The 24742-nt window shown below is 63.4% G+C and carries 20 protein-coding genes; 12 read left to right on the top strand and 8 right to left on the bottom strand.

Features of this window, described 5'->3' with window-relative positions; all coding sequences use genetic code 11:
• Positions 1 to 75: 75 nt before the first annotated feature.
• Positions 76 to 3096, bottom strand: coding sequence for a caspase family protein (locus MesoLj_RS19590; RefSeq protein WP_202321869.1), 3021 nt, complete (start codon positions 3094 to 3096; stop codon positions 76 to 78).
• A 144-nt stretch (positions 3097 to 3240) separates the two neighbouring features.
• On the opposite strand from MesoLj_RS19590, the gene MesoLj_RS19595 reads away from it, so the two are divergent.
• The 3 genes from MesoLj_RS19595 to MesoLj_RS19605 all read left to right on the top strand — a co-directional run bounded on the left by MesoLj_RS19595 (position 3241) and on the right by MesoLj_RS19605 (position 6958).
• A complete protein-coding gene (locus MesoLj_RS19595; protein WP_202321870.1) occupies positions 3241 to 4191 on the top strand; it encodes an AEC family transporter in 951 nt (316 codons plus the stop codon).
• A 194-nt stretch (positions 4192 to 4385) separates the two neighbouring features.
• Positions 4386 to 5843 (top strand): NAD-dependent succinate-semialdehyde dehydrogenase, encoded by a 1458-nt coding sequence (locus MesoLj_RS19600; RefSeq protein ID WP_056572490.1) that lies wholly within the window; start codon positions 4386 to 4388, stop codon positions 5841 to 5843.
• Between the two features lie 92 nt (positions 5844 to 5935).
• Positions 5936 to 6958, top strand: coding sequence for an aldose epimerase family protein (locus tag MesoLj_RS19605; RefSeq protein ID WP_202321873.1), 1023 nt, complete (start codon positions 5936 to 5938; stop codon positions 6956 to 6958).
• 12 nt (positions 6959 to 6970) lie between these two features.
• On the opposite strand, the gene MesoLj_RS19610 is transcribed toward MesoLj_RS19605, so the two are convergent.
• Positions 6971 to 7891, bottom strand: a complete 921-nt coding sequence (locus tag MesoLj_RS19610) for a sugar kinase (RefSeq protein WP_202321874.1) — start codon at positions 7889 to 7891, stop codon at positions 6971 to 6973.
• Positions 7892 to 8042: 151 nt separating this feature from the next.
• Here MesoLj_RS19610 and MesoLj_RS19615 point away from each other — a divergent pair, with 151 nt between their 5' ends.
• The gene (locus tag MesoLj_RS19615) at positions 8043 to 8492 is read left to right on the top strand and encodes a FixH family protein (RefSeq protein ID WP_140773928.1); all 450 of its coding nucleotides are present in this window, start codon (positions 8043 to 8045) and stop codon (positions 8490 to 8492) included.
• Between the two features lie 7 nt (positions 8493 to 8499).
• Positions 8500 to 9699 carry a cytochrome-c peroxidase gene (locus tag MesoLj_RS19620; protein ID WP_202321876.1) on the top strand — a complete coding sequence of 400 codons (1200 nt, stop codon included), beginning with the start codon at positions 8500 to 8502 and terminating at the stop codon, positions 9697 to 9699.
• A gap of 64 nt (positions 9700 to 9763) precedes the next feature.
• Here MesoLj_RS19620 and MesoLj_RS19625 read toward each other — a convergent pair whose 3' ends face one another.
• Positions 9764 to 10216: an Lrp/AsnC family transcriptional regulator gene (locus MesoLj_RS19625; RefSeq protein WP_056572481.1), complete on the bottom strand. Its 453-nt coding sequence runs from the start codon at positions 10214 to 10216 to the stop codon at positions 9764 to 9766.
• Positions 10217 to 10378: 162 nt separating this feature from the next.
• Between MesoLj_RS19625 and putA the strand changes: the two genes are divergently transcribed.
• Both putA and MesoLj_RS19635 read left to right on the top strand, forming a co-directional pair.
• Positions 10379 to 13987 (top strand): bifunctional proline dehydrogenase/L-glutamate gamma-semialdehyde dehydrogenase PutA, encoded by a 3609-nt coding sequence (gene putA, locus MesoLj_RS19630; RefSeq protein WP_202321878.1) that lies wholly within the window; start codon positions 10379 to 10381, stop codon positions 13985 to 13987.
• A gap of 81 nt (positions 13988 to 14068) precedes the next feature.
• Positions 14069 to 15136: a glycosyltransferase gene (locus tag MesoLj_RS19635; RefSeq protein WP_202321880.1), complete on the top strand. Its 1068-nt coding sequence runs from the start codon at positions 14069 to 14071 to the stop codon at positions 15134 to 15136.
• Positions 15137 to 15179: 43 nt separating this feature from the next.
• Here the strand turns inward: MesoLj_RS19635 and MesoLj_RS19640 are convergent, their stop codons facing one another.
• The 4 genes from MesoLj_RS19640 to MesoLj_RS19655 all read right to left on the bottom strand — a co-directional run bounded on the left by MesoLj_RS19640 (position 15180) and on the right by MesoLj_RS19655 (position 19360).
• A complete protein-coding gene (locus tag MesoLj_RS19640; RefSeq protein ID WP_019858631.1) occupies positions 15180 to 15494 on the bottom strand; it encodes an antibiotic biosynthesis monooxygenase family protein in 315 nt (104 codons plus the stop codon).
• 59 nt (positions 15495 to 15553) lie between these two features.
• On the bottom strand, positions 15554 to 16600 hold the full coding sequence (locus tag MesoLj_RS19645; RefSeq protein ID WP_342215752.1) for an energy transducer TonB family protein: 1047 nt from the start codon (positions 16598 to 16600) through the stop codon (positions 15554 to 15556).
• A gap of 91 nt (positions 16601 to 16691) precedes the next feature.
• A complete protein-coding gene (locus MesoLj_RS19650; protein WP_202321882.1) occupies positions 16692 to 17135 on the bottom strand; it encodes a hypothetical protein in 444 nt (147 codons plus the stop codon).
• Between the two features lie 5 nt (positions 17136 to 17140).
• The gene (locus MesoLj_RS19655) at positions 17141 to 19360 is read right to left on the bottom strand and encodes a TonB-dependent hemoglobin/transferrin/lactoferrin family receptor (protein WP_202327361.1); all 2220 of its coding nucleotides are present in this window, start codon (positions 19358 to 19360) and stop codon (positions 17141 to 17143) included.
• 199 nt (positions 19361 to 19559) lie between these two features.
• Here MesoLj_RS19655 and hemP point away from each other — a divergent pair, with 199 nt between their 5' ends.
• Genes hemP through MesoLj_RS19680 form a run of 5 tightly spaced genes read left to right on the top strand, consistent with a single transcriptional unit; the run spans position 19560 to position 23675 of the window.
• On the top strand, positions 19560 to 19766 hold the full coding sequence (gene hemP, locus MesoLj_RS19660; protein WP_010909946.1) for a hemin uptake protein HemP: 207 nt from the start codon (positions 19560 to 19562) through the stop codon (positions 19764 to 19766).
• Between the two features lie 21 nt (positions 19767 to 19787).
• Positions 19788 to 20849, top strand: a complete 1062-nt coding sequence (locus MesoLj_RS19665) for a hemin-degrading factor (protein ID WP_202321884.1) — start codon at positions 19788 to 19790, stop codon at positions 20847 to 20849.
• A gap of 11 nt (positions 20850 to 20860) precedes the next feature.
• Positions 20861 to 21751: a heme/hemin ABC transporter substrate-binding protein gene (locus MesoLj_RS19670; protein WP_202321887.1), complete on the top strand. Its 891-nt coding sequence runs from the start codon at positions 20861 to 20863 to the stop codon at positions 21749 to 21751.
• A gap of 11 nt (positions 21752 to 21762) precedes the next feature.
• The gene (locus MesoLj_RS19675) at positions 21763 to 22863 is read left to right on the top strand and encodes a FecCD family ABC transporter permease (protein WP_202321889.1); all 1101 of its coding nucleotides are present in this window, start codon (positions 21763 to 21765) and stop codon (positions 22861 to 22863) included.
• A gap of 23 nt (positions 22864 to 22886) precedes the next feature.
• Entirely contained in the window at positions 22887 to 23675 is a 789-nt protein-coding gene (locus MesoLj_RS19680) for a heme ABC transporter ATP-binding protein (protein WP_202321891.1), read from the top strand.
• Between the two features lie 278 nt (positions 23676 to 23953).
• Here the strand turns inward: MesoLj_RS19680 and rirA are convergent, their stop codons facing one another.
• Entirely contained in the window at positions 23954 to 24415 is a 462-nt protein-coding gene (gene rirA / locus MesoLj_RS19685) for an iron-responsive transcriptional regulator RirA (RefSeq protein WP_202321893.1), read from the bottom strand.
• Positions 24416 to 24742: the final 327 nt, after the last annotated feature.

Below are 24742 nucleotides of genomic sequence, written 5' to 3' on the forward strand. Positions count from 1 at the left end.
CCGGGCTCCGGTCATTCGCATATAGGGATCGGAAGGCCGGCACAAAGACAAGCGGGCGTCGCGGACGTCCCAGACTCACTTTTTGGCGAGCTGCTGCTTCACCAGATCGATCTTCTGGTCGGTGAGCGGGATGGGGATGGTGTAGCCGGCTTCGGTGAAGCCCAGCTTGGCGTTCTCGAAGAACTCTATGGCCCTGAGATATTCCGGCTTGCCGCCGCCATAGCTGGCGCGGTTCCAGTGGATATCGCCGAGATTATTCTGCTCGAAAGCCCATTGCATGGGCTGGTTTTCCCTGGTGAACACCTTCAGCGTCGCGGTGAAAGCCGCCTCGGCCTCATCGAGATATTTGCCGGTCCGTTCGATGTTGCCGAGGTTGAGCAGGCTCATGCCGATGCCGTTCTGGGCGTTGGCCCAGTCGACCGGTGCCGATTCGATGGACAGCACTTCAAGTGCCGCCCGCCGCGCCGCGATCGAATCCTGCAAGGTTTTCGGATCGGCATTGCTCATGCTCAGCCAGTGCAGCGTCGAGCCCAGACCGGCCTGGGCCAGCGCCCACTGCCGAGGGTTCGTCTCGCGCTTGTATTCGCGCAACGCATTCCGATAGGCGTCGACCGCCTCGCTGTAATGCTCGGGCTTGTCCGTCACGCCGCCAAGAAGCTGCAGCGTGTTGCCGAGATTGTAGTAGCTCATGGCCCAATCCAGCGGGAATTTCCGCCTGACATAGATCTGCCGGGCTGCCTGGAAGGCTGCCGCCGACTGTTCGAGCTTGGCCGCATCGCGGGTCCGCTGGCCAAGCGTCTGGTAGATCGAGCCGAGATTGTTCTGCGCCGACGCCCAATCCATCGGGAACCGCTGGCGGGTAAACACCGTCAGCGCGTCGTCATAGGCCGCGGCGGCCTCTTCGAGCGCGCCCGTGCCCATATCGAAGCGGGCAACCCCGCTCAGCGCGTTGCCGAGGTTGAGCCGGCTGGTCGCCCATGACACCGGGAAGGTCTTGCGGGTCCGCACCTTCAGCGCCGCGCGGAAAGCATCGGCCGCCTCGTTGATCTTGGCCTTGTCGTTGAGCTGGATGCCTGAAGTCACAAGGGTATTGCCGAGATTGTTCTCGACCATCGCCCATTCCACTGGCGTTTTTTCGCGCGTGTATTCCTCAAGCGCCAGCCGGTAGGCTGCTTCCGCATCCTTCAGATGCTCGCCGTTGGGCTCACGCTCCGAGAGCGCATAGAGCGCGAGGCCGAGATTGTTCTGCGAAGCGGCCCAGTCGAGCGGCAGCTTGTCGCGCGGGCGCTTTTCCAACGTGGCGCGCATCGCCGCCACTGCTTCATTGAGTCGCTTTGGGTCACTCTCGCGTTCGCCGATCTTCAAAAGCACATTGGCGAGATTGTTCTGCGCGGCGGCCCAATTGGGGTCGTCCTTCTCGCGCTCGAAGACGACAAGCGAATCGCGGAAGATCTGTGCTGCCTCCTCGAGACGCGCGGTCTCGGTCTCGCGCTCGCCGATGGTCTGCAGCACCACCGCCATATTGTTGCGGGTGATCGCCCAATCCCTGTTCTGCTCGCCGTTGGGAATGAAGTTCAGGATGACGTGATAGGCTTCGATCGCGTGCTGCAATGCATCGAGGTCGCCGGTGGCATAGCCATAGGCGTTGAGTGCCTCGGCTTCCTGGTTCTTGTAGTTCCAGCGCAGCTTGTCGTCCCATTTCTCGACCAGCGAGAAGGCTTTGGCGTAATCGTTGGCGGCGGATTTGTAGTCGAAGACCAGGGCGGCGGCGTCGGCGCGTTTGGCATAGATGGCGGCGTCGGCGATGCGTTTCTGTCGGACCAGGTCCTCGGCCTCGTCAACCGCGTCGCTGTTCTGCTCAACCCTGCCGACCGCGTCATCGAGGAATTTGCGCGCCGTCACCATAGCGCCCTGGCCTATGGCCTTGTCGGCGGACGCGACCAGCCGCTTGATCTCCGGATCGTCCGTGCGCAGCGCCGCGCGCTCGGACATCATCTTCTTCAGGCGCTCGGCTTGGGCGTCGAGCACCTTCTGCAGGTCGGCCGGATCCTCGGGGATCTTTTCCGTGCCGAGTGCCCTGAGCACGCCATAGAGCGCGTCGAGCGGCACTCCGTCCTGCAGCGAGGCCAGTTCCACCTGCGCCCGCTTGGGATCGGGCAGGTCGGAGATAGTCAAGAGCAACTGCCGTCTTTCGCCGGTGATCAGCCCGTCATCGCCTGTCGGTTCCGGTGGCGCGACGCCGAAATAGAGCAGCCGGCGCAGGCTTTCATTGACCCAGGGGCGCTGCTTTGCCTTGGTGTCGAGATAGACCTCCTCGGTCACCATGCGCATGACCGAGCCGAACTCCGTGCCTTTCATCGCCGCGAGGTGGCGCAGCAGCGCGGCCGCGTAAGGGCTGTTTTCACCGGCGGCGCCATCCAGAGCCGGACGCCCCGGTTCGGCGGCGAAGCCGACCACCGTGCCCAGGCTCGCATCCGCCGCCGGTGCGTTGCCGAGGGCCTTGGCACCACGCACCGGTTCCAGCCCGCCAGCACCGATCGGCTCGGCGGAAGCGGTTGGCGCGCGCCGCACCACGGCGTCGGCCGGGAACGGATTGGTGCGGCAGGCGTCGAGCAGCATGATCGTCACCGGCACGGTCTTCTTCAATTCATCCATGACGGCGGACATCGGCACCAGGGCCTGACCAGCATCCTTGAGCGACGAGACGTCTGCATCGACAGGAACCAGATAGTTTTCGCCACCGGCTTCGATACCGTGGCCGGAATAGTAGATGAAGGCGACGTCGGCGCCTTCGGCATCCTCGACGAACCGTTCGAGGTCGCGCTTCAGCTTGCCGGCATCGCGATCGGTGACGTTGCGGGCGTCGAAGCCGAGGTCGGTCAGCATCTTGGCCATGTCGCGGGCGTCGTTGGCCGGGTTGGGCAGGGCGGCGATGTGTTCGTATTTCGACTGGCCGATGATCAGCGCCACGCCCTTGAGGCTCTTCGTCTCGGCAAATGCAAACGCTGTCGCGGCAAGACAAAGCAGAGCGGCGACGAAGGCCGTCAGCCACATCCGTGCAAAAAGATTACGTCTTGAGGTCTCGACAAAGGTCATTTGTCGTTCGTGTCCGCCCTGATGTTCCAAACCCTCTATAACGCTGCCAGCAGACCATGATCAAATTCAGACATGATCAAATTCGGGCATGATCAAATTCGGGCGCGATTGCGCCACGGGCGCGGCTCGCCTATCCCTGAAAAAATGTCCCCGCTCACAGAAACCGTCCTTTTTGTCTTCAGCCTTGTCGCGCTCGGCTATCTCGCCGGGCTCACCGGCTATCTCAGGCCGGCGAGCGGCGAGGGGATATCGGACTTCGCGGTCTCGGTGGCGATGCCGCTGCTTCTGTTCCAGACGATGGTGAATGCCGATTTCCACGGCGTGGCGCCATGGCCGCTGTGGGGGGCTTATTTCACGGCGGTGGCGATCACCTGGGCCGCCGGCCATGTCGTCACCACGCGGATATTCGGACGTGATGCGCGCGCCGGCGTCGTTGGAGGCGTGTCGTCGGCCTATTCCAATGTGGTGCTGCTCGGCGCGCCGTTCATCCTCGGCATATTCGGCCCGAGCGGCTTCGAAGTGCTGTCGCTTCTGGTCTCGGTGCATCTGCCGGTCATGATGATGGCCTCGATCGTGCTGTTCGAAATGTTCGGCCGCGGCAGCGGCGACCATGTCCATCCGCTGCGGGTGCTGCGCAGCTTCCTGCGGCGGCTGTTCATGAACCCGCTGATCATCGGCATTCTGCTGGGGCTGGCATGGCGCCTCGGCGGCGTGCCGCTGCCCAACCTCGCCATGCGGCTGGTCGATGCGCTGGCCGACACGGCTGGGCCGGTGGCGCTGTTTGCCATGGGGCTCAGCCTGCGTCGCTTCGGCGTTTCGGGCAATGTCAGGCCGGCCCTGGCGCTTTCGGCGCTGAAACTGTTCCTGATGCCGGCGCTGGTTCTCGCCTTCGTCTGGCTGCTCGGCCTGCCGCCGATGACCGCCAAGGTGGCGGTCGTGGTCGCGGCGCTGCCGTCCGGCATCAATTCCTATCTCATCGCCGTGCAGTTCAACACCGGCCAGGCGCTGGCTTCGAACCAGATGACCATCGCCACGGCCTGTGCCGCCATCACCACGGCTTTCTGGCTGACCGTCGTCTTGCACGTATTCGGGTAGGCATTCCACGGACGAAGATGTCGACCGCTCTCGTCTCCGGCTGGTCCAACCCCTATATGCCATCTTGCGATTGCTTGCGGGCCTTGCCCTAGGTAAAGAGCAATGGCTCCGGCGTGCCGGCTTTTCAAGTCCTGGCGCACGCTCACCGAAGATTCACAGACCGGCCCGTCAGCGCGCCGAACGGAGGATAGACCATGCTTCAGAAAACCAGCCATTTCATGCGGCAGGCCAATCTCATCAACGGCGAATGGGTGCAGGCCGACAGCGGCCAGACGGTCGACGTCAACAACCCCGCCACCGGCCTCAAGATCGGCACCGTGCCGAAGTCGGGCAAGGCCGAGACCCGCCGCGCCATCGAGGCGGCCGATGCCGCCTTCAAGTCGTGGCGCAAGACGACCGCGCTCGAACGCTCGAAGCTGCTGCGCAAGCTGCATGACGCGATGATGGACAATCAGGACGTGCTGGCCGAACTGCTGACCATCGAGCAGGGCAAGTCGCTGTTCGAATCGAAGGGCGAGATCGGCTCGGCCGCGGCTTATATATTGTGGTTCGCCGAGGAGGGCCGCCGCACCTATGGCGACGTCGTGCCGTCACCATGGGCGGACCGCCGCATCCTGGTGACCAAGGAGCCGGTCGGCGTCATCGCTGCCATCACGCCGTGGAATTTCCCGTCCTCGATGCTGGCCCGCAAGCTCGGTCCCGCACTTGCCGCTGGCTGCACCGCCGTCGTCAAGCCGGCCTCGCAGACGCCATATTCGGGCCTCGCCTGGGGCGCGCTGGCCGAGGAAGTCGGCTTCCCCAAGGGCGTCGTCAACATCCTGACCGGTGCCGCCGGCGAAATCGGCGACGAGATCTGCGCCAACCCGCTGGTCAAGAAGATCACCTTCACCGGCTCGACCGAAGTCGGCAAGATCCTGATCCAGAAGTCGTCGGTCACCGTCAAGAAAGTGTCGATGGAACTCGGCGGCAACGCGCCGTTCATCGTCTTCGACGACGCCGATATCGACCGTGCCGTCACCGGCGCCATAACCGCTAAGTATCGCAATTCCGGCCAGACCTGCGTGTGCACCAACCGCTTCCTCGTGCAGGCCGGCGTCTATGACAAGTTCGTCGAGAAACTGGCCGCCGCAAGCAACGGGCTGAAGGTCGGTTCCGGCCTCGAGGAAGGCGTGCAGCAGGGACCGCTGATCGACGAGAAGGCGGTCGAGAAGGTCGAGGAACTGATCGCCGACGCCACCTCAAAGGGCGGCAAGATCGTCGCCGGCGGCAAGCGTCATGCGCTGGGCGGCTCGTTCTTCCAGCCGACGGTCATCGCCAACGCTACGCCCAAGATGCGCTTCATGAAGGAAGAGATCTTTGGGCCGGTCGCACCGGTGTTCAAGTTCGAGACCGAGGAAGAGGCGGTGCAACTCGCCAACGACACCGAGTTCGGCCTTGCCTGCTATTTCTACACCGGTGATCTCGGCCGTGCCTTCCGCGTCATGGAAGGGCTGAAATACGGCATGGTCGGCGTCAATGAAGGCCTCATCACCACGCCGGAAGCGCCGTTCGGCGGCGTCAAGGAATCGGGTCTTGGCAAGGAAGGCGGACATCAGGGCATCGAGGATTATCTCGATACCAAATATGTCTGCATCGGCGGCCTCGGCCTCTGATAGACTGGTCTTGAGATGGGCAAGCCAATGGGCGGCCCATCTCTCCTGGGAAAACCTCCCGAAGTCCTCTGGATCAACTGGCATTTGCGGGCATGGCGATGAAGGACGGCGAGGTTTTCGGCACGACACAGGCGGGCGAACCCGTGCGCCGTTTTACCATCAGGGGCGGCGGCCTCACCGCCAACATCATCGATCTCGGCGCCATCATCCAGGATTTGCGCCTGACCGGTCACGATGCGCCGCTGGTGCTCGGCTACGGCACTCTGCAAGAGTATGAGGCCGACAACGCCTTCTTTGGCGCGGTGGTCGGCCGCTATGCCAACCGTATCCGCGACGGCCGCTTCACCATTGGCGGCAACCGCTACCAGACCGAGCCAAATTTCCTCGACAAGCACACGCTGCATGGCGGCTCGCAGGGCTATTCGCACCGGCCATGGGCGGTTTCACTGCACGGCCGGGACTTCGTCACGCTGACGCTGCATGATCCCGACGGCGCGATGGGCTTTCCCGGCGCGCTCGACGTCACCTGTACCTACCGGCTGAAGATACCCGGCACGCTCAGCGTCGAGCTGACGGCCACCTGCGAGGAGCCGACGCTGTGCAATCTCACGCAGCACTCCTATTTCAACCTGGATGATGGCGGGGCCGGCGACATTCTCGATCACAGGATGATGCTGAACGCGGGCGCCTATCTGCCGGTCGATGGCGACATGATCCCGACCGGCGTGGTCAAGCCGGTTGACGGCACGCCTTTCGATTTCCGCCAGGCGCGGCCGTTGCGCATGGAGACCGAGGGCGAACAACTGCCTTACGATCAGAATTTCTGCCTTGCCTCGGCGCGCGGGCCGCTGCGGCAAGCGTCATGGACGCAAGGGGCAAGCTCCGGCGTCGAGATGGAGGTCTGGACAACGGAGCCCGGCGTCCAACTCTATACAGGCCAGTATGTGACGCCCCGCAAAGGGCTGGAAGGGCGGGACTACAAAGCCTTCAGCGGCTTCTGCCTGGAGCCTCAGATATGGCCGGATGCGCCAAACCGGCCGTATTTTCCACAGGCGACGCTGTGGCCGGGTGCAATTTATCACCACGTGACGGAATATCGTTTCCGCCTTCCCTAGTTTCTCCAGACATTAGTTTTCAAACGCCTCCCGCAATGTCTCGAACGGCGCCAGGGCGCCGCGGACCTGCACCACGGCGGCGGCGACGCGATGGGCCCGGCTTGCCGCTTGCCGCGGACCATGGCCGGCAAGGCGTGCCGCCAGATAGCCGCCATTGAAGGAATCGCCGGCCCCGGTCGTATCGACAGGGTCCGCGACATGGATGGCCGGCACGTCGTGCAGTGTTCCGGTTTCGGCAATCAGCGCCGGCTGTTCGCCGTTCTTGACGACGACTTCGCCGACCCATTGCCTGAGCCGCACTGCGGTCGCCTGCGGTGTCTCGTCACCAAACAGCATCTGCTCGTCGGGGAAGGTCGGCAGTGCGATGTCGGTGACGCCGAGTGCTTCGACAATCGCTGCCTGCGCGCTTTCGCGGTTGCGCCAAAGCCGCGGCCGATAGTTGGGGTCGAAGGCGATCAGCGAGCCAGCGGCGCGTGCCTTGGCCACGGCTTCCAGCAGTGTTTTGCGCGCCGCATCCTCCAGAATTGCCAAAGTGATTCCGGAAAAGTACACAAGCGCTTGGTTTTCAAGGTTTTTCAACAGCGCGGCGGAATCCGAAGCAAGCTGCCGGGCAGCGGCGTCGCCGCGCCAGTATGTGAAGGAGCGTTCGGCCCCGGTCAGCGTGATGGCGTAGAGGCCAGGCCTTGCGCCTGATATTACCGGGCTGGAGCCGATGCCGATACCGTTTTCGGCGAAGAAGCCGATCTGGCCTTGCGAGAAGGGGTCGTCGCCGAAGGCCGAGACATAGGTCGCCGGCCGGTCCTGGCTCAACGCATGCAGCGCCCAAAGCGTGTTGAACGTGTCGCCGGCAAAACCCATGCGCCAGTTCGCGCCGGTCTGGCCCGACAGTTCGAGCATGCATTCGCCGATCGATGCGACGCCGTTTCCCGCCATCTGCTATCCTCCAGTGATTTCCGTGCTGTAGCTTTTTGCCGGCGGCGGCGCCATGCTTGGCAAGCAGGCTTTTTTCCGCCACAGCGTTTTCCCACAAGCTGGCGGGATGCGATCCACCCGGCAGAACGTTGTCTGCAGAAGAGGAACCGGTTTGGCATCGATATGGCGTTATCTCCTGGCGGGTCTTGGTCTGGCTGCTCTGCTGGTCGGCGTTCTCGCGGTCGTCTATCTGACGGCGCCACAATCAGCGCAGCTTGCCGGCCCGGATGTCTCGCGGACGAAGAAATCCGAGAATGGGCTGTACATGGCCAGCTTCGTGCCGGAACGGGGCGTGGTGCGGCAGGGCGAACTGGAATCCTGGCTGCTGACCCTGAAAACAAAGACAGGGGCTTCGGTGGAGCGCGCCGCGATCGCCATCTCCGGCGGCATGCCGCAACACAATCACGGCCTGCCGACCAGCCCGCAGGTGACCGATTACCTGGGCGACGGCCGCTACCGCATCGAGGGGCTGAAATTCACCATGAGCGGCTGGTGGCAATTTCGTTTCGCCATTTCGTCCGGCGCCGGCTCCGACACGGTGCTGTTCAACGTGGTGCTGTGAGCGATCGATGAAGCGCCTTTTCTGCTTTCTGGCGCTGACGGTCGCCGTCATCCTCGTCGGCTGCGGCAAGCCGGATTTCTCCGACGCCGAGAAGAAGACCATCGCTTCGCTGGCGTTGAACACGCTGCCGTCGTTGAAGCCCGACACCACCAATCGCTTTGCCGACGTGCCGGCCGCGGCGGCGCTTGGCTCGACACTGTTCTTCGATCTGGGCATGAGCCGCGACGGCACCGTGTCGTGCTCGACCTGCCACAAGATCGACCGCCAGTTTCAGGACGACCTGCCGCAAGCCGTCGGCGTTGGCCGCACCAACCGGCGCACCATGCCGCTGGCGGGCGTGGCGCGCGATCCCTTTTTCTTCTGGGACGGCCGCCGCGACAGCCTGTGGGCGCAAGCGCTGACCCCACTCGAAAACCCGCTGGAGCAGGCTGGAAACCGCGCCGCCTACGCGCATTACATAAAGGCGCGCTTCGGCGAGCGCTATGAGCGGATCTTCGGGCCGCTGCCGGATTTTTCCGGCGTTCCGTCGAATGCCAGCCCGCTGGGAACCGATGCCGAGAAGGCCGCCTGGAATGCAATGAGCGATGGGCAGCGCGACGCCATCAACCGCGTCTATGCCAATATCGGCAAGGCGATCGCTGCCTTCGAACGCTCTATCGAGCCCGCGCAGACGCGTTTCGACCGCTTTGCGCTGGACCTTGCCACCGGCGCCGAACCCAAAGGCGATGCCGTCTTTTCCCGGGAGGAAATCCTCGGGCTGAAACTGTTCATCGGCAAGGCCAATTGCGTGACCTGCCACAACGGCCCGCGCTTCACCGACAATAGTTTTCACAACACCGGTGTGCCGCCAGTCGCGTATCTGCCACCGGATCGCGGGCGTGTCGATGCGGTTGCTCAGGTCGAGGCCGACCCGTTCAATTGTCTCGGCGCCTATCGCGACGGTGATGCGAGCGCCTGCGGCGAATTGCGCTTCATGGTCAAGGATGGACCGCAACTGATCCGCGCCTACAAGACGCCATCGCTGCGCGGGGCGGCCACGCGGCCGCCCTATATGCATGCCGGGCAATTTTCGTCGCTGGACGAGGTGGTGGCGCACTATGCCAAGGCGGCTCCCAGCGTCGAGGGGACATCCGAGGTCCATCCGCTGGAGCTGTCGGATCGCGAGCGTGCCGCGCTGGTGGCGTTCCTGAAGACGCTGTCGGAGTAGGCTCTGTTTTCTTGTTTGACCATGATCCCGTCCGAAAACCGGCGCCCGATTTTCGGGATCATGGTCAGCGGTCCTTCACCGTCTCCATCGCCACGAAGGTCGAGGTCTGGGCGACGTGGGGAAGGGCCGAGATGCGCTCGCCCAGCACACGGCGATAGGCGGCGATATCCCTGGTGCGGACCTTCAACAGGTAATCGAAACTCGACGCCATCATGTGGCACTGCTCGATCTCAGGCACGGACTGTACCGACCGATTGAATGCGTCGAGTGCTGCTGAACGGGTGTCGGACAATTTCACCTGGACGAAGGCGACATGGCCTTCGCCCATGCGCTCGCGGTCGATGATTGCCTGGTAGCCCCTGATATATCCGTCCTTCTCCAGGCGCTTTACCCGCGCCTGCACCGGTGTCTTCGACAGACCGACCTTTGCCGCCAATTCCGACATGGAAAGCCGGCCATTGCTTGCCAGCGCCGACAGGATGTTCCGGTCGATGCGGTCCAATTGGTCTTCTGTCATGCAAATCACAGTCCAAACCTTGGAAAATTGGCAGAATGATAGATCGATTGGTTTATCTTGTCGATTTCTTTGGACCGATGGAAACTCGCAGCTGTGCTAGCTTGCGCCATTCGGTCCGGTGACCGCCGGCCCGTTCCCTGATGCTCGTTCCGCAGGACCGCCATGCCGCTAGACACCATCCGCCAGCAGATCCGTGCCAACTATTTGCCTGACGAAGACGAGGCCGTGAAGCGGCTGGCCGAGGCGACAGGACTCTCGACAGAAGATCGGAATGCGATCTCGGCCCGCGCCGCCGATCTGGTGCGGGCGGTGCGCGGCTCGTCCGATCCCCGGCTGATGGAGGTCTTTCTCTCGGCCTACGGTCTCTCCACCAAGGAAGGTGTGGCGCTGATGTGCCTGGCCGAGGCGCTGCTCCGCGTGCCGGACACCGAGACGATGGACGATCTGATCGCCGACAAGATCGCGCCGCATGATTGGTCCGCGCATTCCGGTGGTTCGAGCTCGATCTTCGTCAACGCGTCGACCTGGGCGCTGATGCTGACCGGTCGTGTCCTCGACGAGGGCGAGGGCGGTATCGAAGGCACGCTGCGCTCGATGGTGCGGCGGCTGGGCGAGCCGGTCATCCGCAAGGCGGTGGCCGCCGCCATGCGTGAAATGGGCGAGCAGTTCGTGCTCGGCCGCACCATCGCCGAAGCCGTCAAGCGCGGCCGGCCGATGATCCAGAAGGGCTATCTCTATTCCTTCGACATGCTGGGCGAGGCGGCCCGCACCGAGGCTGACGCGCTGCGCTACCACAAGGCCTATGCCGATGCGATCTCGTCGCTCGATTCCGGCTCGAACGGTCCTGATATCAGGCAGAACCATGGTATCTCGGTGAAGCTCTCGGCGCTGCATCCGCGCTATGAAGTGGCGCAGAAGGAAGAGATGCTGCCTGTCATGGCCGAGCGTCTGTTGTCGCTGGCGCTCGCGGCACGGCATTCGCGCATGGGCCTCAATATCGACGCCGAGGAGGCGGATCGGCTCGACCTTTCGCTCGACGTCATCGAGCGGGTTCTGGCCGAGCCGGAACTCGCCGGCTGGAACGGCTTCGGCGTCGTCGTCCAGGCCTATGGCCCGCGTGCAGCCTTCGCTATCGACTGGCTCTACGCGCTGGCGAAGAAGTACGACCGCACCATTATGGTGCGGCTGGTCAAGGGTGCCTATTGGGATACCGAGATCAAGCGGGCGCAAACGCTCGGGCTTGACGGCTATCCCGTCTTCACCCGCAAGGCCAACACCGACGTTTCCTACATGGCTTGCGCGAAAAAACTGCTCGGCATGACCGACCGCATCTATCCGCAGTTCGCCACCCATAACGCACATACCGTCGCCGCCATCCTGTCTATGGCGGGTGACCGCAATTCCTTCGAGTTCCAGCGCCTGCACGGCATGGGCGAGGCATTGCACGAGACGGTGCGCCAGGCCGAAGGCACGCGCTGCCGTATCTATGCGCCGGTCGGCGCGCATTCCGACCTGCTGGCCTATCTGGTCCGCCGGCTGCTGGAGAACGGCGCCAACTCTTCCTTTGTCCACCAGCTGACCGACGAAGACGTCGAGCCGGAGGACATCGCGCGCGATCCGCTCGAAACGATTGAAAGCCAGGGCCCCGCCGCCAATCCGGCGATAGCCCGGCCTTCCCAGATTTTTGGCGCTGGCCGCCGCAACTCGAAGGGATTCGACATCACCGACACGGTGACGCTGGCGGCGATCGACAGGGCCAAGGCGGCCTTTGCCGGGCCGGACCGCTGGCATGCCAAGCCGATTACGCGGGCCGCCGGCTATGGCAAGCAGCGCCCGGTGGTCAATCCGGCCAAGCCTGACGACGTGGTGGGCACTGTTCACGAGGCCGCGGCCAAGCAAGTCGCGACCGCCGTGCGCATTGCGGTGGAAGCGCAGCCGGCCTGGGCAAAGCGCCCCGTTGCCGAGCGCGCCGCCATCCTCAACCGCGCCGCCGACCTCTATGAAGCCAATGCCGTTGAGTTCTTCGCGCTGGCCACCCGCGAGGCCGGCAAGTCGCTGGCCGACGGTGTGGCGGAAGTGCGCGAAGCCGTCGATTTCCTGCGCTATTACGCGACCGAGGCGGCAAACGCCGAGACGGGCACACAAGCGCGCGGCGCCATCGTCTGCATTTCACCGTGGAATTTCCCGCTCGCCATCTTCACCGGCCAGATGGCGGCAGCGCTGGTCACGGGCAATTCGGTGATCGCCAAGCCGGCCGAGCAGACGCCGCTGATCGCCTTCCGCGCCGTCGAATTGCTGCGCGAGGCCGGCGTGCCGGAAGACGTCATCCAGCTTCTGCCCGGCGACGGCCCATCGGTCGGCGCGCCGCTGACGGCCGACCCGCGCATTGCCGGTGTCTGCTTCACCGGCTCGACCGAGGTCGCCAAGCTGATCGAAAAGCAGCTTGCCGAGACCGCGGCACCGGACGCCATGCTGATCGCCGAGACCGGCGGTCTCAACGCGATGATCGTCGATTCCACCGCGCTGCCTGAACAGGCGGTGCGCGACATCCTGGCCTCTGCCTTCCAGAGCGCCGGCCAGCGCTGTTCGGCACTGCGCGTGCTCTACGTGCAGAAGGACGTCGAGAAGAAGATGCTGGAGATGCTGAAGGGCGCCATGGAAGCGCTCAGCATCGGCGATCCCTGGCAGATTTCGACCGATGTCGGCCCTGTCATCGACGATGAGGCACAGGCTTCGATCCGCGACTATTGCACCAGGAAGGGCCTCGAGGGCCGGCTGATCGCCAAGCTCGAGGCGCCGAAGGATGGCCGCTTCGTCGCGCCGCATGTGTTCAGGGTCAAGGGCATCGAGGAGATGGAGCGCGAGGTGTTCGGGCCGGTGCTGCATGTCGCGACATTCGACGCAGATGAGATCGACGCTGTGATCGCCGCCATCAACCGCAAGGGCTATGGCCTGACTTTCGGCCTGCATACCCGCATCGAGGGACGCGTGCAGCATTTCGTCGACGGCATTCACGCCGGCAACATCTACGTCAATCGCAACCAGATCGGCGCTGTCGTCGGTTCGCAGCCCTTTGGCGGCGAGGGGCTGTCCGGCACCGGGCCGAAGGCCGGCGGACCGCATTATCTCCGGCGTTTCCGCAAGGGGCCGGAGGCGGGCACCCATCTGCAGGATGGCCACAAGGTGACTGCGACCGAGCTGGCCGACAATCTGCCCGATCCCACGTTGGGCGGCTGGTCAACGCGCCCGGACCGAATCGCCATCCTGAGGAAGCACCTGCGCGGCAAGGGAGCCGCCGCCATCGGGGCCGCCGCCGGTATCGATTTCGGCCAGGTCGATCTGCCCGGGCCAACCGGCGAGGCCAACACGCTGTCGCTGTCGCCGCGCGGCCGCGTGCTGTGCCTGGGGCCGGATGCCGACACGCTGCTTGCCCAGACGATCCAGGCGCTTGCCGCCGGAAATGCGGTGCTGGCCGTTGCCCCTGGGGCGCCAGCGGCGCTTTCGGCGTTGACCGGCAAGGGGCTGCCGCTCGCGGCAATAGATGGCCGGCCTGATCCGGTCGAGGCCCGCTCGCTGCGCGTCGATGTCGTCGCTTTTTCGGGCACGCCTGAAGCCGCGCGCATCGTGCGCAAGGTCATTGCCGAGAGGACTGGTCCGATCGTGCCGCTGGTCAGCGAAGTGCTCAACCCGGCGGCCTATGCGCATGAGCGTGCCGTCTGCGTCGACACGACCGCAGCCGGCGGTAATGCCAGCCTGTTGGCCGCGGCATAGGGACGATTCGCGCCTCGCTTGCCTTATGTCGAGTTGCCGGGGATAAACATGGCCGGCGACTCGAGCGGGGCAACCGATCAAATGAATGACAAGTCCCCACCGTTCGAACTGCCGTGCGTGGCGGTGGTCATCACCTGCTACAATTACCGAGCCTACGTCGAACAGGCGATCCGCTCGGTGTTGGCGCAGACCTATCGGAACTGGGACTGCGTCATTGTCGACGACGCCTCGACCGACGGCTCGGCCGACCATATCCGCGAGCTTCTGGCGGCCATAGACGATCCGCGCCTGCGCCTGCTGGCGCGCCCGCAGAATGGCGGGCAGATCGCGGGATTCCGCGATGGCTTCGCCGCGACCGACGCGCCTTTCGTGGTATTCCTCGATTCCGACGATGCGTGGCTGCCGGATTTTCTCCTGGCGCATCTATCCGCTCACCTCAACGCAACACATTCGGCCGCGCTATCGAGCTCCGACGTGTTCCTGGTCGACGGCCGCGGCACCTTGCTGAGCGGCACTTTCATTCCCTTGCGCAAACCGCGCTCCGGACCGGATGGCAATGGCCTCGCCATCGTGCCTGGTGGCCAGCTTGCCGACATGGCGTCCGGGATTGCCTACGCATCGGAGCATCCGGTGACTTATTTCGCGCCTGCGATAACCGGCTGGCTATGGTCACCATGCTCGGCGATCATGTACCGGCGCGGCGCGCTGGAACCGGTCTTGTCCTTCCCGTTCAAGGCCAATATGGGGGCGGATTATCTGACCGCCACATGCGCGCATCTGGCCAGCGGCAGCCTCATCCTGTCCGAAGGACTCAGCCTCTACCGCCTGCACGGATCGAACATGTCCTCCATCGGCGCTGCCTTCACCGGGGGCCATGTACCGCAAACGCCTAGCTACCGCGCCTACAGGAGCATATTGGCGGCGGATGTCGTCGACTATGTGCTGGAGAATTCAGCATGGCTCAGTGATGTCCACGGACGCAAGTTCATACCCGCATTCCTGAGGCAGCATGTGCGCCAGTTCAGAGAGATAGCCGACGATCCGCGGCTGATGCGATACCTGACCCGAGGACGGCCCTGGCAGTGGCTGCGCATGCACATTGCCCAATGGCTGCGTCGGCTGGGTGGGCGCGGTTCCACGCGATCATGACGAGGGTGCCAGAGGTCCTCACATTCGCTCGGGCAAAGCCACGTCAGGCGCCCTCGACGACGGAGAAGCCCTCGAATTGCGGATGGCCGAGATAGTGGACTTTCGTCGTGCCGACATTCCTGTGGGCCGCGCGGAAATTCTCCGATTTGGTCCAGGCGACGAAATCGTCCTGGCTTGCCCACACGGTGTGCGAGGCAAACAGCGTATAGCCTTCGGTCTCGTTGACCGGGCCGCGCAGCAGGTGGAATTCCCGAAAACCCTTCATCTCGGCAAGGCTGGAATCGCGGTTCTTCCATACGGCTTCGAAATCGGCTTCCGAGCCGTTCTGCACCTTGAAGCGGTTCATGGCGATGTACATGGGATTTCCTTTTTCAATCAATGAATTGCATGAGCGGTTGATGGTGGAAAGCGGGTCATTCAAAACGGCCCGATAGCGCCGGTAAACTCGAGGCTGCTGCCAATTTTGGGCGGAATGGGCGGGAACGGCGCCGCCTTGCGGACGATGCCAAGCACGATCTGGTCGAAGTTTGGCGATCCGGAGCTTTCCAGGATACGCAGGTCATCAATGCCGCCTTTGCTGCTGATAACGAATGTCACAACGGCATTGTTGCGCGCGGTCAGTTGCAGGGAAGGCGGGACGGCTCGATTGACGCGGCTGAGCTTTCTGATCACATCGCCGCGGTAGCTGTCTTCCGCGGCGCTGCCTGGCTCTTCCTGTTTTTTGCCCTTGCTGGCCGCCTGCGCCAGCCGGTCCTGGCCGTCAGCGGTGCCGCGCTTCTCGTCCACCGCTTTTGAAGGCGCCGCCGCCGGCGTTGGCCTAGCGCTGGGGATCGGCGGCTGGTTCGGAACGGCGACAGGCATATCGGTGGTTTCGGCCTGGGCGCTTGGCTGTGCCGCCGTTTCGGCCTTGGCAGCCACGCTTTGGTCATCGGGGCGCGGGGCCGCCGCCACCAGTATGTCCGGCGTGACCGCTTGCTGTTTGACAGCTTCCGGCAAAGGCTGGGGCGATTGCTTTGCCGCTTCCTTTGCCGGCTCTGGAGCTTGGTTCACCGCTTCCTGCTCGGGCTGCGGAGGTTTTGCCGGCGTCGCTGGTCTGGCGGCCTCTGCCTGATGTGGCTTGGCCGGCCGAGGGCTTGGCACCAGCCTGACGTTTACCGCCTCGGGGTCCTTGTCGAGCGCGCTGCCGGCGACCTTGTCACCTGTCCGATCGCTGCCTTCCGACTGCTCCGCGTCCTGGAAATCGAATGTGCCGGCCGGCGAGATCAGAAAGGCCGCCGCTGCCGCGGCATGGAGCAGACCGGAGATGATAATAGCCGTCGCCCACTTGCCGTTGCCGGCTTGCGGCCGCGTCTGGGCAAGCGGCTCGGCCGGCGCTATCGCCAACTCGCCGCCAGCGTCGGGGAGGGGACTGACTTCCTGCATGTTGCGGGCCGGAAACTGCAGCGGCCCGCGCAGTGTTGTCAAATCAAGATCGTTTGCCCCGCACGGCAGCAGACCGCGGCCGGCCATGGACCATGCCGCGGTGTCTTGTGTGAACGTGGTGTGCAGCCCCACCTCAGACGCCGAAAGCGATGCCGGTCTTGGTGTCGGTCTTCAGCTTGCGCATGCAGGCATTCGGCTCGACGCCGGTGCCGGCGCACTCGGTCGCGCTGTTGATCAGAACGCGGCTGACCTTGGTGCAATCGGTGCCGGCGAGATCAAAGCGCGTCACCTTGGTCTTGCCTTCAGGCAGATCCTTGAAGTCGAGCACGGTCAGCCGGTCGACGACGCCGGCCTCGTTGAACAGCGCGATCTCGAACGCCGCCTTGGAGAGGCCGGCACCGAGGTTGTTGTTGACCAGGAATGTCAGTCGGCAACCCTTGTCGGAAGGTTGCGCGGCATTCAATTCGAGAGTCAGTGCGGGGACCGGCGCGGACCCTTCAGCCCACGCCGGAACCATCGCCAGCGACATCGCAAACGTCGAGGTCAGCAGACGAAGGGATGTCGCCAAGCTCTTCATGATCATCAGCCTCCAAAACGCATGGTTGCCGCCAGTTTCAACGTTATGCCCGGCTCATAGACCGCAACTGTCGTGCTGCCGTTCAACGGGTTGGCGTATTTGACGTCGAACAGATTGTCGGCCCGGAAATCGACCTTCAGATTGTCCGTCGCCTGATAGCTGGCGAAGGCGTTGACCAGCGTATAGTCCGTGGCCACGGCATTGCCCTTCGGCTTGCCATTATATTGCACTTCGCCGCCGACGGTCAGCTTGTCCTCGAGGAAGCGCAGGCCAAGCTGGGCCGTGACCTGGGAGGATGGTATCGTGGCGAGGTCTGCTCGAACGCCTGTGTAGGAAATGGTGTGACCATTGGTTATCGAGGCAGAGAGGCCAGCATATCCCCACGCGGCGTCATAGACGCCTTCAAATTCAAAGCCTTGGATCTTCGCATTGGCAAAGTTCTGATACTGCGCGCAGGTGGGTATGTAGTAGCCGCCGGGCGGGCCAATGATCGGCAGGCCTGGAATGAAACGACAGCCATTGTTGCCGATGCCGACATCGTCGTTCAGACCGATGTAGTCGTCTACATCGTTGTGGAAGTAGGCCGCCTTGATGCGCAATGCATCATCGGATTGAATGACGCCATTGGCTTTGTAGTTAATGCCGGCTTCGAGCGTCTTTCCGGTTTCCGGCCTCAGATTCGGATTGGGCAGGAACGGGAAGCTGACACCGGCCGGATGAAGGCCGCTGATCAGGGTTTCCGTGAGCGAGGGAGACCGGTAGCCTTCTGCGTAAGTGCCATAGAATTGCAGCCCATCCAGGCCCGCACTCTCGAATGGCGACACGCCTACGGTAATACGCGGTGAGAGGCGATCCCCCGACGTATTCCCCTCATCACTCTTCAAACTATAGTTGTCATACCGCAGCCCGGCGATGACTTCGAGCCAGTCCCAGGTGAGCTTGTCTTGGACATAGGCGCCGGACACGTTGCGCTTGCCCGAAGGGGTGTAGAAACTGTCGCCACCCGTCGTGCCACCTGTCTCGACATTGTCGCCCACCCAGTCGCCGCCATAGGTCAGTTCGTGGGCGATGCCACCTGTCTCGAACCGTGACGTGTTCCAGATGTCGATGCCGGTGGTGCCGACATCGAAAGTCGATGTCGAGCCTGCCGGCAAGATGACGGGAAGGCCGGTGACCGGGTCAAACCTGTTGAGCGGGGCCAGACTTGTCAGGCCGAGATTGGTCTTGTTGTAGGAGGCATTGATGTGCAGGTCGAGCCAGCTCTTTGCGTCGTCGGTAATGTTGTAGCGGGCGGTAAAGGTGTTGGACTTCAGATCCGCGTCATTGGCCGGGATGCCGCGGCTGGTTTCAGTCCAGCCGTCGCTTGAGCCGACCCAGCCGAGCTTCAGCTCGCTGTTGTCGGTCGGGCGGATGGTGGTCTTGAGAAGGCCGCTCAGCACGTCGAAGCCGGTGCCCTTGACGGTGTCGCCGCCACCATCCTTATAGTCGTCATAGTTGCGGTAGACGATATTGCCCAACACATCCCAGTTCTCGTTGAGGCGATAGGCGCCGGCGGCGCTGGTGGTCCAGCCCTTGCCGTTGCTCTCGTAGCGTCCGGTGACGGAGCCGGCCCACGTCTCTTCAGGCTTGAGAAAATCCGAGGCATCCTTGGTGTCGAAGAAGACGACACCGCCGATGGCGCCCGAACCGTAGGTGTTGGCGACAGGACCACGGATCACATCGACGGATTTGACGAGTTCGGGATCGATATAGAAGGTCGACTGCGTGCCGTGGTCGGACCGCTGGAAATTCTGGCGTGCGCCATCGACGATGACGGCGACACGGCCAAAATCCTGCAAGCCGCGGATGTTGATGCTGGTGCTGACACGCCTGGCGTCGGCCTGTGCGGCGACACCGGGCACGCCGAGCAGCATCTCGTTCGGCGTCGTCGCCATGCGACGGTCCAGCTGTTCCTGGTCGATATGGCTGGCCGAGGCCAGTGATTCGATCGCTGTTTCGCCGGTGCGGCTGAGCACCAGGATCTTGTCGAGCAGCGTAGCGCCCGCGGGGGCTGCTTTTTCCTGGTCAGCCTTCTTCGATTGATCCGTTTGATCGCCCGCCGGCTGCGTTGCCTGTTGGGCGTGGGCTGCTGGCGCGGACAGGGCGATGACCGCCACGCTTGCCAACAAAGCCGCCATGCCGCTCGCCGCCGACCGGCCGCGCGATTCCCAGTTCACCAACCCCATGCCCCAACTCCAAATTCCAGGTTTCATGCTGGCTGGCCCGGGGCTGGCTGGCATTTTTCATCGTGTCCGGCGTGTTAAATGTTGACTCATTTGCTCCGGTATTGCACTGACTAATAAACATGATTATTCAAGTCAAGAAATGAATCGGCAATATGCAACGCCTAGCCAGATGCCCGGCACAGGAAAGGGATCGACCCAGATGAACACGCACAATCCCAACGATTTTCGTTATCGCGTCCGCCGTTCCGATGATGCCTCCACCCGCTTCGACCGGATCCCGCTGGCGGTGCGAACGCTGTCCAGCAACACGCTGTTCCAGGGCGAGCACGAGATCGGCATCGAGCATCATGGTGCGCTCTACCGGCTGAAGATCACCCGGCAGGGCAAGCTCATTCTCAACAAGTAAAAAGGTATCAGGGGTTAAGACATGGACCAGCGCGTAAAACCCGCCCCACATGAAATCCGGCGGGCACGGACGGACAATCCGAAAGCGCGCGAGCGTGACCTGGCCGCCCAGCTCGGCATTTCGGAAGCCGAACTGGTGGCTGCGCATTGCGGCGACGGCGTCGTGCGCGTCGAGCCGCGCGTCAACGACCTTCTGACCGGCCTCGAGGCCGTCGGCGAGGTGATGGCGCTGACCCGTAATGAAAGCGCGGTGCACGAAAAGATCGGCGTCTATGACAAGGTGGTCACCGGCAACCACAATGCCATGGTGCTTGGCGAGAACATCGACCTACGCATCTTCCCGAAAGTCTGGGCGCATGGCTTCGCGGTGGAAAAGCGTGACGGCGAAGAGATCCGCCGCAGCCTGCAGTTCTTCGACGTGGCGGGCGAGGCGGTGCACAAGGTGCATCTGCGTCCGGCCTCCAGCCTCTACGCCTACCAGAAGCTGGTCGCCACGCTGGCATCGTCGAACCAGGAGCCGACGATCGATATTTCGGGACCAATCGCGGATGATGAGAGCGAGGCCGGAGCAACCACCGCCAATCTTGACGATCTGCGCGACCGCTGGAGCCGGCTGACCGATGTGCACCAGTTCTTCGGCATGCTGAAGACACTTAAGCTCAGCCGTCGCCAGGCGGTGCGCATGGTTGGAACGGACTATGCCTGGCTGCTCGACAATGACGCGGTCCGCGCCATGTTCCATCACGCCTCCGAAGGCGAGATGCCGATCATGTGCTTTGTTGGCAACCGCGGCTGCATCCAGATCCATTCCGGACCGGTCAGGTCGATCAAGCCGATGGGGCCGTGGATCAACGTGCTCGACGAGACCTTCCATCTGCACCTGCGCACCGACCACATCCATGAAGTCTGGGCGGTGCGCAAGCCGACCAAGGATGGCCATGTCACCTCGCTCGAGGTCTATGCCGCCGACGGCGAGATGATCATCCAGTTCTTCGGCAAGCGCCATGAAGGCGAAAGCGAGCGCGACGATTGGCGATTCCTGGCGGAGAATCTGCCGCGCATCCCAAACCCGACCGCAGCCTGAGGAGAACGACAATGGGCTGTTTTTCCAGGATCATCGCCGGCCCGATGGTCGGCCTTGCTTTGGCTTTCACCGCGCTGCAACCGGCGGGTGCCGCCGAGGGCGTTTCCGTTTTCTCCGATCCGTCGAAGATCGCCGCCATAGGCGGTTCGATCACCGAAATCGTCTATGCGCTTGGCGAGGAGAAGCATCTGGTGGCGCGCGATTCCACCAGCCGGTACCCAAAGGCGGCGCTCGACCTGCCCGATGTCGGCTATATGCGCGCGCTGTCGCCGGAGGGCGTGCTGTCGGTCAATCCGACCGGCATCCTGGCGTTGCAAGGCAGCGGTCCGAAGGAAGCCGTCGACGTGCTGAAGAAGACGAGCATCCCCTTCATCGAAGTACCTGAACATTATAGCCGTGAGGGCATCCTGGAGAAGGTCCGTATCGTCGGCAAGGCACTGGGCGCCGACGCCAAGGCCGAGGTGCTGGCCAGGGAGCTCGATGCCAGGCTCACCGCTGCCGAAAAGCAGACTGCCTCGATCAAGGAGCGCAAGCGCGTCCTGTTCGTGCTGTCGGTCCAGGGCGGCAAGATCCTGGCGGCCGGCAGCGAAACCGCGGCCGACGGCATGGTCAGACTGGCGGGCGGCGTCAATGCCGTCGAAGGCTTTTCCGGCTACAAGCAGATGTCCGACGAGGCGATCATTACCGCCAGGCCGGATGTGATCCTTATGATGAGCAATGCCGGGCCGCCGGTATCGGACGACGAATTGTTCGGCAATCCGTCCGTCGCCTCGACGCCGGCAGGTGCCGCCCGCAAATTGATCCGCATCGATGGCGGTTATCTGCTCGGCTTCGGGCCGCGCACGGCCGACGCCATCCACGACCTCGCCGTCTCGCTCTATGGCGGGCAGGTCACGGACTGAGCGGGCGCATCATGGTCGATCAATCGATCGTCGGCCCGGTGAAGGCGATGAGTGTGTCCGAAGGCGATCGCTCGGGCCGCGCCCGCATCGTCATCCTGCTGCTGTGCCTCGGGCTCACCGCCGCCGTGTTTCTGTCGCTTACATCAGGCGCGTCGGACGCATCGGCCGTCAATGTCATCAGGGACTGGCTGTCCGGAGCTGTTCCACTTGATGCGGCGCTGAGCGCGCGTGACAGCCTGATCGTCTACGATATCCGACTGCCGCGCATCATCCTCGGCATGCTGGTCGGCGCGGCGCTCGCGGTGTCGGGCGCCGTCATGCAGGGGCTGTTCCGCAATCCGCTGGCCGATCCCGGCCTGATCGGCGTTTCGGCCGGCTCCAGTCTCGGTGCCGTGGCCATCATCGTGCTTGGCGGCACCATTCTGGCGCCGGTAACGGCTTTGCTGGGCACGCTTGCCCTGCCGCTGGCGGCTTTCTTCGGCGGCCTCGCCACGACCCTGGTGCTCTACCAGGTCGCCACGCGGCGCGGGCAAACCTCGGTTGCGACCATGCTGCTCGCCGGCATCGCGCTGGCAGCGCTTGCCATGGCGCTGACCGGCATCCTCATCTTCATGGCTGACGATCGTCAGCTGCGCGACTTGACCTTCTGGTCACTGGGATCCCTTGGTGGCGCAACCTGGGCGAAGATCGCGTCCGTCGGGCCGATCATCATATTGGCGCTGGCGGCAATGCCGTTCCTGTCGCGCGGTCTCAACGCGCTGGCGCTTGGTGAGGCGACCGCCGGCCATCTCGGCATACCTGTCCAGCGCCTGAAATACACCGCCATCATCGGTGTCTCGGCGGCGGTCGGTGCGTCCGTCGCCGTCAGTGGCGGCATCGGCTTCGTGGGCATCGTCGTGCCGCATCTGCTGCGCCTGCTGATCGGTCCGGACAATCGCTATCTTTTGCCGGCCTCGGCACTGCTCGGAGCCTCGCTGCTGCTGCTTGCCGATGCCGTCGCACGTACCATCGTGGCGCCGGCGGAACTGCCGATCGGCATTGTCACCGCGGTCGCCGGCGCGCCGTTCTTCCTGTGGATACTGCTGCGCAAGCGAGGCGTAATTGACCTGTGAAATTCGGGATTTGTGAGGCTGGGATGATCGAGGCAAGGGATGTTTCGGTTGATATCGCCGGCAAACGCATCGTCGGCGGTGTCGATTTCGATGCGCGACCCGGCGAAATCGCGGCGATCGTCGGCCCCAACGGCTCGGGCAAGACGACCTTCCTGAAGGCGTTGTCCGGCGAGCTTGCCCATACCGGGCGCATCGCCCTCAACGGCCGCGACCTCGCGGCGATGAAACCGGTCGAGATCGCCGTCCATCGCGCGGTCCTGCCGCAGGCGACGACGCTGTCGTTTCCATTCACCGTGCGCGAGGTGGTCAAGCTCGGGCTGGTCGGCGGCCGCTCGGGTGCCTTGCCTGGCGAGGATGCGCGGCTGCCGGAACGGGCGTTGGCCCGCGTCGATCTCGATGGGTTTGCCGGGCGGCTCTACCAGGAGCTTTCGGGCGGCGAGCAGCAACGAGTCCAGCTTGCGCGCGTGCTGTGCCAGGTCTGGGCGCCGGTGCTCGACGGCAAGCCGCGCTACCTGTTCCTCGACGAGCCTGTTTCCAGCCTCGACATCAAGCACCAGCTGATCATCATGAACATCGCCCGCGATTTCGCCAGAAGGGGTGGCGGCGTGGTCGCCATCCTGCACGACCTCAATCTGACGGCCATGTATGCCGACCGCATCTTCGTCATGCATCGCGGCCGGTTGGCTGCCACCGGTTCACCGCAGGACGTGCTGAGCGACGATTTGATCGAGAAAGTGTTCGACTGCCGGCTCAAGGTCGGTGTGTTGCCGGCCGGGAATATGCCGTTCGTGCTGCCGCAATCTGCCGTTTAGGCTTGGCAGTGACCTTCGTCATCCACGGGCGGAGCGGGAGCGAAGCGGACGCACAGACCCGAGGATCCATTCCGTTACATCAACCGAAGGATGCGGCGATGCAGAACAGGCGCTGCCGCCACTCGTTCTGCATCGTTGCGGCGCTCGAACGTCACGGAATGGATTCTAGGGTCTGCGCTGCGTCGCTTCGCTCCTTGCTCCGCCCTAGAATGACGACCCCATGGGTGGCGTCGCGCGCAAGGCATCAATAGAATCAAACCGCTAAGCCGCGTTGTGGACTACGCTGCCGGGGCGCGGCGTTCCAGCATGTCGATGCCAAGCAGGTTGCGCACATTCGGCCGTGCCGCCACCATATCGGCGATCGTGTAGCGGGCAAGCACGGCGAAGAAGGCGTTGAGCGCCTCGCGCAGCGCTGAATTCAACGCGCAGCTGTCGACCAGCGGGCACTCGGCCGCATCGTTCTCGAAGCATTCGGCCATGGCGAAGCTTTCCTCGGTGACGCGCACGACGTCGAAGAGGCTGATCGCCTCGGCGGCACGGCCAAGCCGGACGCCGCCATTGCGGCCGCGCACCGTCTCGACCAGCCCATGCTCGACCAGCGGCTGCAGGATCTTGAACAAGAAAAGTTCCGAGACGGAGTAGGCGGCCGCGATTTCGGGAATGCGGCTCAACCGGTCATTGTTGGCGGCACAATACATCAGGATGCGCATGGCATAATTGGTCTGGCGGGTAAGCCGCATTTCGTCCTCACTAGGCGCCGGCGTGGTGTGACCGCGCCAGATTCCAGAACTTTGCTGGCGCGGCTGTGATCCGGAATTTCGGATTCGCCACACTGGCCTCGACCGAATATGGCGTATACCTTGGAATAATTCCAGACTAGCTTCGCACTATAGATGAATATTCTCGTCAACTTTATGTGCGCAACCGGGCGGAACGCGGGGAAAACCGGTCGTCACGGGCATTTTGGCTGATGAAACCCTAGATAGGCCGGAGATCGACCCCAGAGATCGACCAGCGGTCGACCAGAGATACCAGTGGTCGACCAGAGATCGACGAGGAGCAGTTCG

Origin of the sequence: Mesorhizobium sp. 113-3-9 (assembly GCF_016756515.1) — a bacterium.
Classification (GTDB): domain Bacteria; phylum Pseudomonadota; class Alphaproteobacteria; order Rhizobiales; family Rhizobiaceae; genus Mesorhizobium.